This window comes from Williamsia phyllosphaerae, from assembly GCF_014635305.1.
Taxonomy (GTDB): Bacteria; Actinomycetota; Actinomycetes; order Mycobacteriales; family Mycobacteriaceae; genus Williamsia_A; species Williamsia_A phyllosphaerae.
The window spans coordinates 1600693-1616635 of sequence record NZ_BMCS01000001.1 but is presented as its reverse complement, the minus strand read 5'-3'; the positions used below and the strand labels follow the sequence as shown (position 1 = coordinate 1616635).

Here is a 15943-nt window from a genome sequence, read left to right as displayed (position 1 = left end):
TCTCACCATCGGGGGCTGGAGTTCACGAATCCCGGTTCGATGGACTGCATGTACCCGGTGTCGTCGCGGTCGCGGATCCCGCAGTCGAGGTACTGCTGATGCATCGCGGCCAGTGCGTCCTCGTCGATCTCGACGCCGAGGCCGGCGGTCGTCGGGACGGTGACGGAGCCGTCGCGGATACCCAGCACGCCCGGGCGGATCACGTCCTCGTCCTTCCAGGGCCAGTGGGTGTCGCACGCGTAGGTCAGGTTCGGTGTGGCGGCGGCGAGGTGGACCATGGCCGCCAGACTGACGCCCAGGTGGGAGTTCGAGTGCATCGACAGTCCCAATCCGAACGTGTCGCAGATGGCGGCGAGAAGACGTGATCGCTGCAGACCGCCCCAGTAGTGGTGGTCGGACAGCACGACGGACACCGAGTCCTTCTTGACCGACGGTAGGAGTTGGTCGAAGGCGACGACGCACATGTTGGTGGCCAGCGGCATCTTCGCCTCCGCGGCGACCGCGGACATCCCGTCGAGTCCCGGTGTCGGGTCCTCCAGGTACTCGACGATGCCGTCGAGCTCGGCGGCGACCCAGACCGAGGTGTCGACGGTCCAGGCAGCGTTGGGGTCCAGGCGCAGCGGCAGATCGGGGAACTCGTCGCGCAGTGCCTTGATCGCCGCGACCTCCTCGGCGGGCGGGAAGACGCCACCCTTGAGCTTGATCGCGGTGAAGCCGTAGGTGTCGATCATCGTGCGGGCCTGCCGGACCAGACCGGCCGGATCGAGTGCCTCGCCCCAGTGGTCGGGCTCGGCACCGGGGTGTCCGGCCCACTTGTAGAACAGGTAGGCGCTGAACGGCACCGACGCCCGCACCGCGCCGCCGAGCAGATCCGAGACCGGGCGATCGAGGATGCGGCCCGCCGCGTCGAGGCTCGCGACCTCGAACGGCGAGAAGACACGGTCGGTGGTGCTGGCCGTGGTGATCATCCCGGCCACACCGTCGCCGCCGGTGACCGCGAGGGTGTCGAGGACGGTGTCGATGCGAGCCCGGATCTCGTTGAGGGCGAACACGTCCAGGCCCACGATTGCCTCGCCCGCGGCCTCTAGCCGGATCAGGTGGGCGGTGTCGGCGTATGTCTCCCCGAGGCCCACCACCCCGGAGTCGGTGCGCAGTCGGATGATCGCTCGCAGCGCGAACGGCTGATGGACCCCGACGGTGTTGAGCAGCGGCGGATCGGCGAACGCGACCGGGGTGATCTCCACCCCGGTGATGATCGATGTGGCCACCATCAGACGGCGGCCCGATCGGCCAGCGAGTCGGCCGCCATCGACCCGGCGAGCACCGATCGGCCGGCGGCGGTGATGTCCGCGAGCTCCCGCTGGTGCGCGGGTGCGAGTTCGACGAGTGGCGCGCGCACCGGTCCGGCGTCGAGCCCTTCCATCGTGACGCCGTACTTGACCAGCGAGACGGCGTATCCCGGGACGAGGTTGCGCAGACGGACCAGCGGGTGGAAGAACTCCCGCAGGAGCGCGTCGGTCAGCTCGGTGTCCTCGCGCTCGAGCGATGAGTAGAAGGCCAGGGCGATCTCCGGCGCGAACGCGAAGGTCGCCGACGAGTACAGCGTGACCCCGATCGCACGGTAGGCCTGCTGGGTGATCTCGGCGGTCGGCAGACCGTTGAAGAACAGGAAGTTCTTGCCGCTCGGTGCGAGAGCGTTCTTCACGGCGACGACGATGCGCGCCACGTTGTCGAGATCGCCGGTGCCGTCCTTGAACCCGATCACGGCGGGCAGCTGCGCCACCTCGACCGCCGAGGCCTCGTCGAAGATCGCATTGCTGCGGTTGTAGACGATGAGCGGTAGATCGGTGACCGCCGCGACCGTGCGGGTGTACTCGACCAGCCCGGCCTGCGGCATCGATACGAGGTACGGCGGCAGCAGCAGGATGCCGTCGGCGCCGTTGCTCGCGGCGCTGGCGGCGAACTCCTTGGCTTGGACGAGGGATCCGCCGGCACCGGCGAAGACCGGGACGCGACCGGCGACGACCTCGACGGCGCGCGCGACGATGCGGCCGTACTCGCCCAGGCCCAGCGCGTGGAACTCACCGGTGCCGCAGGCGATGAACACGCCTCCGGGGCCGGCGGCCACGCCGCGCTCGACGTGCTGCGCGAGGCGGTCGTAGTCGACCTCGCCGGTGGCGGTGAAAGGGGTCACCGGGAAGAACAGGACTCCGTCGAGCATGGGGGATCTCCTCGAAATTCGTTGGGATGGTCAGTCTCTGGTCAGTTCGCCGTCGACGCGGCGCCAGAGGTTGTCGGGGTTGCCGTCGGCGATCGCGGACGGCAGCAGGGACGCGGGCACGTCCTGGTAGGCGACGGGCCGCAGGAAGCGTTCGATGGCCCGGGATCCGACCGAGGTGCTCCGCGAGTCCGACGTCGCGGGCGAGGGCCCACCGTGCACCATTGCGTGCCCGACCTCGACCCCGGTCGGCCAACCGCCGAAAAGGATTCGGCCCGCTTTCAGTTCGAGGGTCTCGAGAAGTCGGCCTGCGACATCGAGATCGGTGTCGTCGGCGTGCACGGTCGCGGTCAGCTGGCCTTCCAGCGCAGCGGTGACCGCCAGGACCTGCTCGGCGTCACGGCACCGCACAACCAGAGCGGACGCGCCGAACACCTCCTGCTGCAGCACCGTCGACTCGAGGAATGTCTGGGCATCGGTACTGAACAATGCTGCGCGACAACGGTTTGGTGCGTCGGAGGAGGACCCGCGACCGACGGTCACCGCGCTCTGGGCGGCCGCGGCGACACCCTCGGCGTAGCTCGCGGCGATGTTCGGTGTCAGCATGGGGGAAGGCTCGGTCGCGGCGAGCGCAGCGCTCGCGGCGGAGACGAACTCATCGAGTCCCGCGCCCTCGACGCCGATGACCAGACCGGGGTTGGTGCAGAACTGGCCGGAGCCCAGGGTCAGGGACGCGGCGAACGCCGTCCCCAGATCTGCACCGCGCGTCGCGAGGGCACCGGGCAGCGGGAAGACCGGGTTGATCGAGCTCATCTCGGCGTAGACGGGGATGGGCTCGGGGCGTCCGGCCGCAGCCGCGACGAGCGCTGTTCCGCCTGATCGCGATCCGGTGAAGCCGACCGCCTTGATGTGCGGGTCGGTGACCAGGGCGGTGCCCAGCGATCGGCCCGAGCCGAACAGCAGCGAGAAGGTGCCGGCGGGCATTCCGGTCGACTCGACGGCGGCGGTGATGGCCCGACCGACCAACTCCGAGGTGCCCGGATGTGCGTCGTGCGCCTTGACCACGACCGGACATCCGGCGGCCAGAGCGGAGGCGGTGTCGCCGCCGGCCACCGAGAACGCGAGCGGGAAGTTACTGGCCCCGAAGACCGCGACCGGCCCCAGGGGGACCTTGCGCTGACGGATGTCGCTGCGCGGCAACGGGGCACGGGACGGCATCGCCGGATCGATCCGCGCGCCGTTCCAGCTCCCCTCCCGCAGCACCGACGCGAACAGCCGCAACTGGCCCGCGGTACGACCGACCTCGCCGGTGATCCGGGCGACCGGCAACCCCGATTCTGCGCAGGCGCGGCTGATCAGGGTCTCGCCGAGGCCCTCGATGTTGGTCGCGATGGTCTCGAGGAAGTCCGCACGCGCCGCGGAGCTGGTGCCGCGATACGGGCCGAACGCCGCCGCCGCCGCGGCCGTGGCGGTGCGGACATCGTCGGTGTCGCCGTGTGCGTATCCGGGCTCGAGCGTTTCGTCGGTGGCCGGGTCGATTCCTCGGACGATGTCACCGGTTCCGGTGACCAATTCGCCGGCGATGATCATCTGACCGGTCAGTGCGCCGATCCTGTCGACCGTTGCTGTCATGAGTCGCGTCCTGCCGTCGTAGTGCTTGGTGGACGACCCCGGTCACTCCCCGTGTTCGGAAGAGTGACCTGGGTCATGCCGACGACGCTAGGTGCGCTACTGATTCATGTCCAAGTCAAATGTTGCACCCGGTGATGCACACATTGAATCGACACTGCGTACCGGGGAATCGCGAGATCAGGGGATGATCTTGGCCTCGCGGTACTGCTCGACCGCGGACGCGAAACTGTCCGGTGTCGACCGGAAGCCGAGGAAGCCGGCCTTGCGACTCTTGGTCATGTCCGTGAGGCACTCGATGTCGCGGCCGAGGTCGCTGTCGGTGTGCCACCACGAGGCCAGCCGGTCCACATCGGGCTCGACGAGGTCGTACTTCTGTGCGATCTCCCGCCATTCCGCGGCGGCGGTGTCCATGCGCCCGTCGAGCGGCTGGGGCTCGCCGTCGAACCCGACCGGCTCGATGTCGAAGTGCGCGGCCACCTGCGGCCACAGCCAACGCCAGCGGAACACGTCACCGTTGGCGATGTTGAACGCCTCGTCGCGGCCCTCGGGGGCGGTGGACGCCCACACCATCTGCTCGGCCAGCAGGTTCGCATCGGTCACGTCGACCAGGCCGTTCCACTGCGTCTCGGAGCCGGGGAAGACGAACGGGCGGCCGGTCTCCTTGCAGAGGGTGGCGTACACCGACAGCGTCAACGCCATGTTCATCGCGTTGCCGACGGCGAACCCGAAGATGGTGTGCGCCCGGTGGACACTCCAGGTGAAGCCCATCCGCTCGGCCGCGGCGAACAGCTCGTCCTCCTGTGCGTAGTAGAAGTTCTTGTTGTCCAGGCGCGGCTCGGACTCGTGGAACGGGGTCTCGGCCATGACCGCGGTGCCGTAGTCCTCGAACGGCCCGAGGTAGTGCTTGAGCCCGGTCATCAGCGCGACGTGTCGGACCGAGCCCTGCGGCTCCAGCGCGGCGAAGACGTTGCGCAGGATCTCGCTGTTGACCCGGATGTTCTCGTCCTCGCTGTCCTGCTTCATCCACGCCGTGAGGAACACCGCCTCGGGCGCGATCCCGCGCAACCGTTCGGTGAGCTGATCGGGATCGAGCAGGTCGGCCTGCACGGCGGTCACGCCGTCGACCGGCAACGACTCCTGACGGGACAGTCCGTGGACGTCCCATCCGTCGGCGACGAGCTGACGACAGATGGTCTGGCCGGAGATGCCGGTGGCGCCGACGACCAGCGCGACGCCGGGGGTACTACGTGTCATGGGTGACCTCTCTAGTCGGGCAGCCCCTGGCTTGACTGCGATGTGTTCTCACCCAGGGTGCAGCGCTCGACGACCCGGATTCGTTCCACCGATCGCCTGCCCGTGGCCGCTCGGTGCTGCGAAGCTCGACTCGAACCCGCACCCCCGCGATCGGAGAACGCCGTTGCATGCCTTCCGCCAGGCCGTCGAGGCCCGAGACCACGCCGCCATCGAGCGACTCCTCGCCGACGACGTCGTGTTCACCAGTCCGGTGGCGTTCAAGCCCTACCCCGGCAAGGCGATCACCGCCGCCATCCTGCGTGCGGTGATGCGGGTGTTCGAGGACTTCACCTACGTCCGCGAGATCGACGACGCCGGCGGTACCGACCATGCGCTGCTGTTCACCGCCACCGTGGACGGGAAATCGGTCAACGGGTGCGACTTCCTCCACGTGGACGCCGACGGACTCATCGACGACTTCATGGTGATGGTCCGGCCGCTGTCGGCGGCCAACGCACTCTCCGAGGCCATGGGTGCGCAGTTCGATCAGATCCGGCTTGAAGCGGCCGACCCGTCCGTGCGAGTATTTTGAGTGGACGGGTGTTCACTGATTTCCGTTAAACGGTCCATCAATCAACGTTCGACGGTATGGTGTGAGTCACAGCTCTGTGCCGATGTAGTCCAATCGTCGCGGGCAGAGCTCGCGAGCACCGCCCGTCCCTGACCACTGTCAGCTTCTCAATGCGAGGTCACGTGTCTTCTCCTTCCACCCTTCCGACTGCTCGTGGCTGAACGCGGCGCAACTCCTCAGGTGTCCCCGCTGCGTCGGGGATTCCTCAAGGGGATCAAGGCGCTCTTCAGCCCGCTCGAGCCCGATGACTACATCGAGCTCATCAACCCGCTGTGGACGACGAAGGAACTTCGCGGACGGGTCGAGGAGGTCACCCCCGAGGGGACCGACGCCTCGACCGTCTGGATCAAGCCCGGTTACGAGTGGCCCGGCCACGATCCCGGCCAGTACGTCCGACTCGGGCTGGTCATCGACGGAAAGTTCCACTGGCGGGCGTACTCGCTCACCTCGGATCCCGAACCGCGTGACGGGTTGATCAGCGTCTCTCCGAAGTACGTCGACAACGGCACGGTGTCGCCGTACCTCGTGCGTGCGATCCGACCGGGTGAGATCGTTCGCCTCAGCGACGTCGAGGGCACGTTCCTGCTGCCCGATCCGCTGCCGGAGAAGATGCTGTTCATCAGCGCGGGCAGCGGCATCACGCCGATCATGAGCATGATGCGGGCACTCGACCACCGCGACGAGATGAACGACATCGTGTCCATCCACTCCATCCACAAGCGCGAACAGACGATGTTCCTGCGCGAGCTGGAGCGGTTCGACAAAGCTCACGACGGTTTCACGTTGAACCTGCGGGTCACCGGCGACGAAGGCCGGATGAAGCCCGAGGATCTGGACCAGCTGTGTCCGGATTGGCGTGAACGCACCACCATGGCGTCCGGCCCCGCCGAATTGCTCGACGATCTCGTCGAGCACTACAAGGCCAACGACATCGGTGACCAGATCTTGCTCGAACGCTTCCAACCCACCTTCGGCGCAGACCCCGGCGAAGGTGATGGCGGCACGGTCACGATGACCAAGAGCGAGGCCGAGTTCGAGTGTGAACCAGGAGTACCCATCCTGCAGGCAGGCGAAGAAGCGGGCCTGGACCTCAAATTCGGGTGCAGGATCGGCATCTGCCACACCTGCACCGGTGTGTTGAGGAAGGGACAGGTCCGCGATCTGCGGACCGGAGACGTGTCCTCTCCGGAGGGCCAGTCCATCCGGATCTGTGTCAACAGCGCCGAAGGCGCCGTGGAAGTTGAGCTCTAGCTCCACGTATCGCCCCACCGAACGATCAGAACGACATCTCCATGATGATCCACCAGGGAGGAACGATCATGACGACCACAGAACAACGCCCCACCACCCAGAACCCCATCGCGCACCTCGACAAAGAGACGATCGAGCGATTGGGCAAGGAGTTCGACGCGATCCATGACGAGGTCTACAGCGACCTCGGCGACAAGGATCGCAACTACATCAAGTCCGTGATCGCCGCGCAGCGACAGCTCGCCGCGCTCGGTCGCGTGGTCCTGCTCAACTCGCGATCGAAGCCGGCGTGGTTCGCCGGTACGGCGGCGCTCGGCGCAGCCAAGATCCTCGAGAACATGGAGATCGGCCACAACGTCATGCACGGCCAGTGGGATTGGATGAACGATCCGACCATCCACTCGTCGGTGTGGGACTGGGACACCGCCTCGACCGCCGAGTCGTGGAAGCACTCACACAACTACGTGCACCACACGTACACCAACATCCGCGGCAAGGACAAAGACCTCGGCTACGAGATCATGCGGATCGACCCGCATCAGAAGTGGAACCCGGTCTACCTGGCGCAGCCTGTCTACAACCTGCTCCTGATCGCCTTCTTCGAATGGGGCGTCGCCCTGCACGATCTCGACCTCGAGGCGCTGCGTCGCGGCGAGAAGTCGCCGTCCGAGGTCGTCAAGGACCTGCGCGGCATCGGCGGCAAGATGCGCGCCCAGGTCATCAAGGACTACATCGGCTGGCCCGGTATCAGCGCGGGCGCCTTCGCCCTGACCGCGCTCGCCACCGGCGGTCGGGTGCGACAGAGCCCGACCTCTCGGCTCGGCAGGCAGCTGCGCAAGCTCAACAGCAAGCCGGCCAACCGCGTCGCGAAGTTCGCCGACAAGGCACTGCCGGGTGTCGAGGACACGTTCGTCGCCACCTTCTGGGCGAACTTCACCGCCAACATCATCCGCAACGTCTGGTCGAACGCGATCATCTTCTGCGGACACTTCCCGGACCAGGCGTACACCTTCAGCCAGGAGGAGGCGGCCGACGAGAGTCGTGGCGCCTGGTACGCCCGTCAGCTCGTGGGAGCGGCCAACATCGACGGCAGCCCGCTGTTCCACATCGCCAGCGGCAACCTGAGCTACCAGGTCGAGCACCACCTCTACCCGGACATGCCCAGCTCGCGGTACTCGCAGATCGCTCCGAAGGTCAAGGACATCTGCGAGCGCTACGACCTGCCCTACAACACCGGCCCGTTCTTGCAGCAGTGGGGACAGGTGCAGCGCACCATCCTGCGTCTGGCGTTCCCCGGTGGCCGCGTGCGTCCGAAGGCGGGTCCGTACCACCGCCCGCAGCACTCGGGCACCGGTCTGCAGGACAGCGAGGCCGCACGGTTCCGCGGTCGCCTGCCCCAGGACCACCCCAACGCCGGCCCGGAACAGCCCGGCGACGGTGTCCGGGTGGACATGCCCGACCGCGACTGATCGTGTGACCGGCTCGTCCGGTCTGCGCTGACGTTTCGCACGAACGCCGGCGATGTGGACTTCCACATCGCCGGCGTTCGGCGTTTCACGAGGTGTGCGGTGGCGGCGTCAGGCCGAGCGGGCGATGATCCCGTCGGGGTCCCGTCGCAGGAGACCCTGCTGCTCGAACCCGTCGAGCCATCCGGTCATCGGCCACCGACCCCACCGGTCGAAGAACACCCGGGCGTTGTCGATGATGTCGTCGAGGTGCTCGACCGGGGGGTCGGACACGGGGTGGTGCTGGTGGTAGGCGTGGGCGCCGCCGATCCATCGCAACCCGATGCCGCGCTGCCGGGCGGTCGCGGCGAAGTCGGTGTCCTCGCCGCCGTAGCCGCGATAGTCCTCGCAGAACCCGCCGATGGCCGACCACGTGCTCGGCTCCACCGCGAACGACAGCGACCAGAACAGGTCGAAGTCGGCGCCGGGTTCGACCCGTCCGTTCGGCGGATCGGGTCGTGCCGGGTGCGGCGCGGTCAGGTCGTCGAGCGATCGACTGTCGCCGACACGGGTGTTCTCGGGCAGGTAGGTCACCGGACCGCACAGCAGGCAGTCCCGGTTGTCGGACTCCCATGCGGCGGCGGCGTAGCGGGCGATCAGGTTACGACCGGGGATGCAGTCGACGTCGAGGAACACCAGCAGGTCCGCACCGCTCTCGATCGCACGACGGGCACCGAGGTTGCGTGCCTGCGCCAGCGGGAGTCGGCCGTCGGCGGCGATGTAAATGCAGGTGGCCGACGACCCGATCTCCGCGAGCATCGGCGCGATCCGATCATCGCCCATCGCGACGACGACGTGCTCACACGGCTCGACCGTGGACGACATCAGTCCCCGTATCTGGGCGGTCAGATGGTCGTGTCGCCCGGCGACGACGGTGACGACGGCGACCTTCATCGGGCCACGCTGCTTGATGCGTCCGCGGCGGCGGCGATGGCTCGGGCCGCTCGTGTCGCGGCGCCCGCGGTCTGCAGCGCAGCCCACCTGTCGCGGCCGAGTGCGCTCGCGCGATCGAGGATCGGGGTCCACTCGTCGGCGGTCGGCCAGGTGGTGGTCACGGCGGCGATCCGCGCGGTGGCGAGCGCGTGACCGGTGGCGATCTGTTCGCCGAAGGGCCGTTGCTGCGGCACGATGACCGCGGGCACCCCCGCGGCGGCGACGTCGGCGACGGCGTTCTGCCCGGCGTGGGTCAGGACCACCTCGGCGCTGCACAGCAGCGGCCAGACGTCGTCCACCCAGCCCGCTCCGCCGAACCCCACCGCGCGGGTGGAGTATCGCGGGTCGGCCCAGCCGGCCAGGATCTCCTCGGTCAGCGAGGTACCGCCCGCCGCGCCGAGAACCAGTACGGTCGGCGGCTCGTCGCACACGTCACGATCGCGGCCGTCGAAACGACTGATCGAACCGGTGTACGTGGTCTTGTCGGCGAACGGTCGCAACCAGTCGGGGTCGTAGACATCGCGCGACCACGGCGCCACGATGTGTGACGCCATCCGGTAGGCGAGCGAGTGGACGTCGTCGCCGCGGAAGCCCGGCATGGCCATGACGACGACCGGCACGCCCATCAGCCGGATGAACACGGTGACCTCGACGGAGACGTCGACCACGACGAGACGAGGCGACGTCCGCTCGATCCAGGCCGCGATGGCCGCCATCCGGTCGGTGAGTCCGACCACCCCGATCGGCGCCCAGTGGACCACCGATCCGGCAGTGGGATCGACGGGCGGAGCGGGGTCGGTGTCCATCGGCAGACCGATCCAGTCGGTGCTGCCGTGCTCGGCGGGGCGGGGACGCGAGGACAGCACCGTGACCGGTTCCTCCAGCGCGCGGGAGATCGAGTCGGCGCGGGTCATGTGCCCGACGCCGTGGTGATGGACGTAGTAGCCGATCACGCGATCGACCGCTCGAGGACGGCCTCTCGACCTCGGATCACGGTGCCGTACAGGTCCACATAGCTGTCGATCATGGCCTCGATGGAGCAGAAGCTCTCCGCCCGCGCGCGTGCCGCCGACCGCGACAGTGCCGCCGCCTGCGGTATCGCGGTCGCCAGGGCCGCGCTGTCACCGGGGTCGACCAGGACGCCGCACGCCGGGCTGAGGATCTCGGGGATCCCGCCCTGTCGGAACGACGCCACCGGGGTACCGCAGGCCAGGGCCTCGGCGACGACCAGCCCGTAGGGCTCTGTCCACACCGGGGTCGCCAGGGCCACCGCGGCACCGCCGACCAGTTCGGCCAGTGCCTTCTGCCGCAGATGGCCGACGTAGGTGATCGTGTCGCCGAGCAGGGGTTCGACCTTGCTGCGGAAATAGTCGGGGTTGCTGATCGGCCCCGCGATGCGCAGCGGGACACCCGCGATGAGCGCGGCCTCGATGGCGTGGTGGGTGCCCTTCTCGGGCACGATCCGTCCCGACCACACGGCGTGGTCGCCACCGGGCCCGGCCGGCCAGTCGCCGACCGGGATGCCGTTGCGCACCACCGACACCTCGGGCGCCACGGGACGCCACTGATCGGCGACGAACTCGCTGACCGCGGCGAAGGTGTTCGCCCGGTCCGGGGCGATGGCCACTGCGGACTCCAGCCACGCGAACGGCGGGGTGTGCAGGGTCGTCACCATCGGCACCGGCAGCGTCGCCGACATGGCGATGGGCAGGTAATGCAGGCTGTGGTTGTGGACGATGTCGAACGAGTTCGACCGGATCCCGGCTAGTTCGAGCATCACCGAGAGGTAAGCGTGGTGTTCGCGGACCGCGCTCGGCATGGTCGACGGATCCGCAACCGAGACCGGCGAGAGTTCCAGCGTTCGCACCGGTAGCAACTCCGCGACGAGGTCGACCGACGACCCCTGCGCGGCGAACAGACTGACGTGGTGTCCGCGCTGTTGCAGTGCGCGCGCGAGGTAGTAGACGTGCGCCTCGAGACCACCCGCGAACGGCTGCTGGATCGGGTAGCTCGAGGACGCCAGGATCGCGACGCGTAAGGGGCGGTCGATCATCGGGCATCACCCAGGGCGCGCTCGTAGACCTCGGCGTGCGCGGCGGCGATCGCGTCACGGTCGGCGCAACGCTGCTCCCGGGACGCCGGGACGGTCGAGGTGGCGTGGGTACGGACGACGGCGTCGATCAACGATGACGGATCGAAGGTGTCGGAACCGAAATCAAAAGTCGCACAGGGTTGTTGCTGATCGTAGAACCCACAGGTCGGGGCGATGACCGCGGTTCCGAGATCGTGGCACGCCTCCAGCCATCCCGAGTGGGTGCCGTAGCGGTACGGAAGTACCGACACGTCGATGGAGGACATGTAGGTCCACAGCTGCGCGTCGTCGAAGCGCGGGTGCACGCGGATGTCGACCTCGTCGTAGGTCGCGTAGTCGCATAGTTTCGCGCCGATCGTCGGCGAGTACCAGTGACTGAACTGGTCGAACACGTCGTTGTCGATGTCGAGCCGCAGGGACGCGTCGGGGATGGCACGCACCGCCTCGACCAGGGTGTCCATCAGGGTCAGGGGGTCGAGGTTCGCCCGCAGGTTCTTCGCGTGCACGCCGACGACGTAGCCGTCGGAGTGCGGGCGGGGTCGCCCGATCTGCGTCAACGGCACCACGTGCGGATGGCCGATGACCTGCGCACGAACGCCCCACCGCGCTGCGATGGCGTCGGCCGCACCCCGGGTCAGGGTGATCACCGTGTGCGCCGCGGGCACCAGCACGTCGAGCTGCGCGAGGTGCGTGCGATTGTCCGGGAAATGGGGATTGTGCAGGTCGTGCACGGTCAGCACGAGCGGCTTGTCGAACGCGTTGAGCGTACGGACGACCGCCGCGAGGTCCTCGGGGGCGAAGGTGTCGAAACCGAAATGTACGTGCAGCACGTCGAATCCGTTGATGTGCGCGAGCAGCCAGTCGTTCTCCAGCAGCCGCGGCGGCCACCACTGCCCGTCCATCGTCGCGTTCGCCGGCGTCGGGTCCGGCAGACGGACAACCCGTTTGACCTGATCAGCGGGGGTGGTTGTCGGCGCGAGATGGTCGACGTAGACGTGTGCGGACGGGACGGAAGCGACTGTGATCATGCTGCCCTTCTTCGCGAGACGAACACGGACTCACCGCCGCGAGATCGGACCTGGGCTCGGCTGCCGATGCGGCGGGGTGAATCGAGGTGATGTGGCGCGTGCGGGTCGACCCCGGCTACGTTGCGCTGGTGAGCATGGTGGACGGACGGACCCGGCATTACGGGGATTTCTACGGACTACCCGGCACGGATTCGGCCACTGCGCCGCTGATGCTGGTCTGGGGCAATTGCCAGGCCGAGGCTGTGCGAACGCTGGTGAGTTCATCCCACGATACCCCCTACCAGACCGTTCGCGTGCCCCCGGTTCACGAGCTCGAGCCCACGGACCTGCCGCACGTACGACGACTGCTGAGCCGGACCGCGGTCCTGGTGTCGCAACCGGTGCGTACGGGCTACCGATCCCTGCCCATCGGGACCGAGGATCTGCACGCGCTGCTCCCCGCCGATGCGCAGGTGATCCGGTGGCCGGTCATCCGTTACGCCGGACTGCATCCGTTCCAGATCATCGTTCGACACCCGTCGGCACCCAGCGCGGTCCCCGACGGCGTCCCGTACCACGATCTGCGGACTGTTCTCGCAGTTGCGAAGGGGCACAGGGAATCCGATCCGTGGGACGTCGAGGTGACGGACGAGAACCTGCGTCTCGCGGCCGATCTCAGTGTGTCCGAGCTGATCCGGCGTGAGCACCGCGACACCGACATCGCCGTCTCCGACGTTCTCGCCCCGGCCGGTCGGCACGCGGCCCACACCATCAACCACCCGGGCAACGTCGTGCTCGTCGAGCTCGCACGACGCATTCTCGATGCCGTCGGGGTCGAGGGCGCGGTGCGCGAGCCCGATCGGGATCTTCTCGGTGGTGTGCGGGCGCCGCTGGACGCCCGGGTGCTGCGCGCACTGGGACTCGACGGTTCGCCGGTCCCGCACTGGGTGGTCGACGGTGCCGATCTCGATCCCGACGACGTCCATCGCGTGCACATGCGTTGGTACGCCGAGCATCCGGAGTTCGTCGCCGCTGCGCTGGACCGGCACGCGGAGCGGATTCGCGTCCTGGGGCTGACGCCGTGACGCCGACGGTCTGCCACGTGATCGTGGGTCCGCGACGGCACGGCGTGGTGCGCCACGCGGTCGCCTGCGCCGCGACCCTCGGCGGCCCGGTGGTGACCGCCCGCGACGTCGCGGAGCTACGCGAGACGATCATCCCGGACGCCGAACGGATTCACATCCATTTCACCGACCGCCTGTTCGGGGACACCGCGACGCTGGGCGCGGACGAATTCGTCGCGTTCGCGAGCGCGTCGGATCGACCGGTGTCGACGACGCTGCACGACGTGCCGCAACCGTCCGACGGGCGGGCGTTCGCGATGCGCGTCGAGGCGTACCGGCGGGTGATCGACGCCGCCGATGGGGTCGTCGTCTCCAGCGACCACGAACGCACATTGCTCTCCGAGCACTCCGATCGCCGCGGGATCGACGTGATCCCCCTCGCCATCGACCGTTCTCCGACACCGACCGGTGACCGACCGCCGGTCCGCGCCGTGGTGGGTGTGCTCGGGTTCATCTACCCGGGCAAGGGACATGCGGAGGTGATCGAGGCGCTGGGCTCGCTCGACGCCGATCTCGGACTGCTCGCCCTCGGCGCGGTCGCCGACGGGCACGAGGACATGGTCGCCGACCTGGCGACCCGCGCGGCCGGTGTCGACGTCGCGTTCGAGACCACCGGATTCGTCCCCGACTCGGCGCTGCAGGCGGCCCTGCGGTCGGTCGCCGTGCCCGTGGCGTACCACCGGCATCTGTCCGCGTCGGCGTCGATCAACACGTGGATCGAGGCCGGACGCAGACCGCTGGTCCCCCGCAACCGCTACACCGCCGAGATCGAGGCCAACTCGCCCGGCGTCCTGTGGCTGCACGGCGACTCCCTCGACGATCTCCGCGGCGCCGTCGCCGCCGCCGCGGCCGAGCCGGAACTGACCTGGTTGGCCGACGACGTCGTCGTGTACCCCACGTCGGCGCAGGTCGGCGAGTTGTACCGCGCTCGGTTCGACGCCTGGTCACGTCGGTGAGCCGTCCGCTGTCGCTGCCGGACGGCCGGTGGGTCGTCCCGGGCAACCGGTGGGATCTCGTGCCCGACGAGCACCGGGGGGCGGCCACGGTCACCGTCGTCGTCCCCCACTACCGGCAGCAGCCGCAGCTGGACCGGTTGCTCGAAGCGCTGACGCTGCAGACCCACCCGGCGTCGCTGCTGCAGGTGGTCGTCGCCGACGACGGTTCGCCCACCCCGCCCGATGTCGGGGCGTACCGCGATCTGCTGAACCTGACGGTGGTGCGTCAGCCCGACCACGGCTTCCGCGCGGCCGCCGCCCGCAACCTCGGGGCGTCGGCGGCCGACGGATCGATCCTGTGTTTCCTCGACGCGGACACCGTCCCCGAACCCGCCTACGTCGAGAACATCACCCGACTGCCCACGGCGGTGCCGGACGCGCTGACCGTCGGTCGGCGCCGCCACGCGGATCTCACCGGGTGGGATCCGACCGACCTGCGCGGCTGGTTCACCGAGGGCGCCGCGCCGCCGCCGGAGCTGACCGAACCCCGCTGGCTGCGCGACGCCTACGCCGGCTCCCGCGATCTGCTCGACGCCGATCGACGGTCGTACCGCTTCATCATCAGTGCCGTGATGAGTTGTACGCGTTCGCTGTTCGACGAGGTCGGCCGATTCGACGAGTCGTTCACCTCCTACGGGGGCGAGGACTGGGAGTTCGCGCACCGCGCGTTCGACGCGGGCGCGGTACTCGCCCACGTCCCCACGGCAATCGCGTGGCACGACGGCGCCGACTGGGCCGAGCGGACCGGAGAGGACCGCGAGGACAAGAACCTCGAGGCGATGGCGCTGGCGCCGCTGGTCACCGACCCCGCCGCCCGTACCCACGGCGTCGTGTACGCCGTGCCGCAGACCGTCGCGATCGTGGACACCGCGGGCCATTCGGCCGCATCACTGCTGGTCACCGTGGGGTCGCTGGTGACGAGCGGGGACACCCAGGTGTGGATCAGCGGGCCGAACGCGGCGGCGATGCGCGCGCAGTGGGGCGATGTCGACGCACGCATCCACGTCGGGATCCCCGACGACACCCGGCGCAGCCGGTTCGTCGTCGAGAGTCACGGGCGGATCCGGCTCGGTCCCGGATCGCTCGACCGCCTCGTCGACGTCGTCGACCGCACCGGTGTCGGTCGGGTCGTGGTCGGCTCGCCCGACGCACCGGTGCTCACCATGACCACGTCGCGGTCGGCGGCCCGGGCCCGTCGCTGGGCCGACGCACTCGGCGCCGACACGGACGCGACGGCCGACGACCTCTTCGGGACCGCGGTCGTCGACCCGGCGGATCTCGACATCACCGACGTGGAGGCGCACCCGCGACTGGCCTGGTGA

14 protein-coding genes are annotated in these 15943 nt (G+C 68.7%); 6 read left to right on the top strand and 8 right to left on the bottom strand.

Going from position 1 to position 15943, the window contains the following annotated elements:
• Window positions 1–2: 2 nt before the first annotated feature.
• The 4 genes from IEV93_RS07590 to IEV93_RS07575 all read right to left on the bottom strand — a co-directional run bounded on the left by IEV93_RS07590 (window position 3) and on the right by IEV93_RS07575 (window position 5104).
• Complete coding sequence (locus IEV93_RS07590) at window positions 3–1271, bottom strand: glucarate dehydratase family protein (RefSeq protein ID WP_188488400.1); 1269 nt, start codon at window positions 1269–1271, stop codon at window positions 3–5.
• Window positions 1271–2221 (bottom strand): 5-dehydro-4-deoxyglucarate dehydratase, encoded by a 951-nt coding sequence (locus IEV93_RS07585; RefSeq protein ID WP_188488398.1) that lies wholly within the window; start codon window positions 2219–2221, stop codon window positions 1271–1273. Before IEV93_RS07585 ends, IEV93_RS07590 begins: the two co-directional genes overlap by 1 nt.
• A 30-nt stretch (window positions 2222–2251) precedes the next feature.
• A complete protein-coding gene (locus IEV93_RS07580; RefSeq protein WP_188488395.1) occupies window positions 2252–3850 on the bottom strand; it encodes an aldehyde dehydrogenase (NADP(+)) in 1599 nt (532 codons plus the stop codon).
• A gap of 177 nt (window positions 3851–4027) precedes the next feature.
• Window positions 4028–5104, bottom strand: a complete 1077-nt coding sequence (locus tag IEV93_RS07575) for an SDR family oxidoreductase (protein ID WP_188488393.1) — start codon at window positions 5102–5104, stop codon at window positions 4028–4030.
• Between the two features lie 163 nt (window positions 5105–5267).
• Between IEV93_RS07575 and IEV93_RS07570 the strand changes: the two genes are divergently transcribed.
• From IEV93_RS07570 to IEV93_RS07560, 3 genes are all read left to right on the top strand, one after another.
• Window positions 5268–5675, top strand: a complete 408-nt coding sequence (locus IEV93_RS07570) for a nuclear transport factor 2 family protein (RefSeq protein ID WP_188488391.1) — start codon at window positions 5268–5270, stop codon at window positions 5673–5675.
• A 192-nt stretch (window positions 5676–5867) separates the two neighbouring features.
• A complete protein-coding gene (locus IEV93_RS07565) occupies window positions 5868–6965 on the top strand; it encodes a ferredoxin reductase (protein WP_188488389.1) in 1098 nt (365 codons plus the stop codon).
• A 68-nt stretch (window positions 6966–7033) separates the two neighbouring features.
• Window positions 7034–8434, top strand: coding sequence for a fatty acid desaturase family protein (locus IEV93_RS07560; RefSeq protein ID WP_188488387.1), 1401 nt, complete (start codon window positions 7034–7036; stop codon window positions 8432–8434).
• A 108-nt stretch (window positions 8435–8542) separates the two neighbouring features.
• Here the strand turns inward: IEV93_RS07560 and IEV93_RS07555 are convergent, their stop codons facing one another.
• From IEV93_RS07555 to IEV93_RS07540, 4 genes are read right to left on the bottom strand one after another with little or no spacing between them, the layout of a single operon-like run.
• On the bottom strand, window positions 8543–9364 hold the full coding sequence (locus tag IEV93_RS07555) for a glycosyltransferase family 2 protein (RefSeq protein WP_188488385.1): 822 nt from the start codon (window positions 9362–9364) through the stop codon (window positions 8543–8545).
• Window positions 9361–10356: a glycosyltransferase gene (locus IEV93_RS07550; protein WP_188488383.1), complete on the bottom strand. Its 996-nt coding sequence runs from the start codon at window positions 10354–10356 to the stop codon at window positions 9361–9363. Before IEV93_RS07550 ends, IEV93_RS07555 begins: the two co-directional genes overlap by 4 nt.
• The gene (locus IEV93_RS07545; protein WP_188488381.1) at window positions 10353–11456 is read right to left on the bottom strand and encodes a glycosyltransferase; all 1104 of its coding nucleotides are present in this window, start codon (window positions 11454–11456) and stop codon (window positions 10353–10355) included. Before IEV93_RS07545 ends, IEV93_RS07550 begins: the two co-directional genes overlap by 4 nt.
• Window positions 11453–12523, bottom strand: a complete 1071-nt coding sequence (locus tag IEV93_RS07540; protein WP_188488379.1) for a glycosyltransferase — start codon at window positions 12521–12523, stop codon at window positions 11453–11455. The genes IEV93_RS07545 and IEV93_RS07540 overlap by 4 nt, the downstream gene beginning before the upstream one ends.
• A 98-nt stretch (window positions 12524–12621) precedes the next feature.
• On the opposite strand from IEV93_RS07540, the gene IEV93_RS07535 reads away from it, so the two are divergent.
• From IEV93_RS07535 to IEV93_RS22500, 3 genes are read left to right on the top strand one after another with little or no spacing between them, the layout of a single operon-like run.
• Window positions 12622–13587, top strand: a complete 966-nt coding sequence (locus IEV93_RS07535; RefSeq protein ID WP_308690927.1) for a WcbI family polysaccharide biosynthesis putative acetyltransferase — start codon at window positions 12622–12624, stop codon at window positions 13585–13587.
• 17 nt (window positions 13588–13604) lie between these two features.
• On the top strand, window positions 13605–14582 hold the full coding sequence (locus IEV93_RS07530) for a glycosyltransferase family protein (protein ID WP_188488377.1): 978 nt from the start codon (window positions 13605–13607) through the stop codon (window positions 14580–14582).
• A complete protein-coding gene (locus IEV93_RS22500) occupies window positions 14579–15943 on the top strand; it encodes a glycosyltransferase family 2 protein (protein ID WP_229704955.1) in 1365 nt (454 codons plus the stop codon). Before IEV93_RS07530 ends, IEV93_RS22500 begins: the two co-directional genes overlap by 4 nt.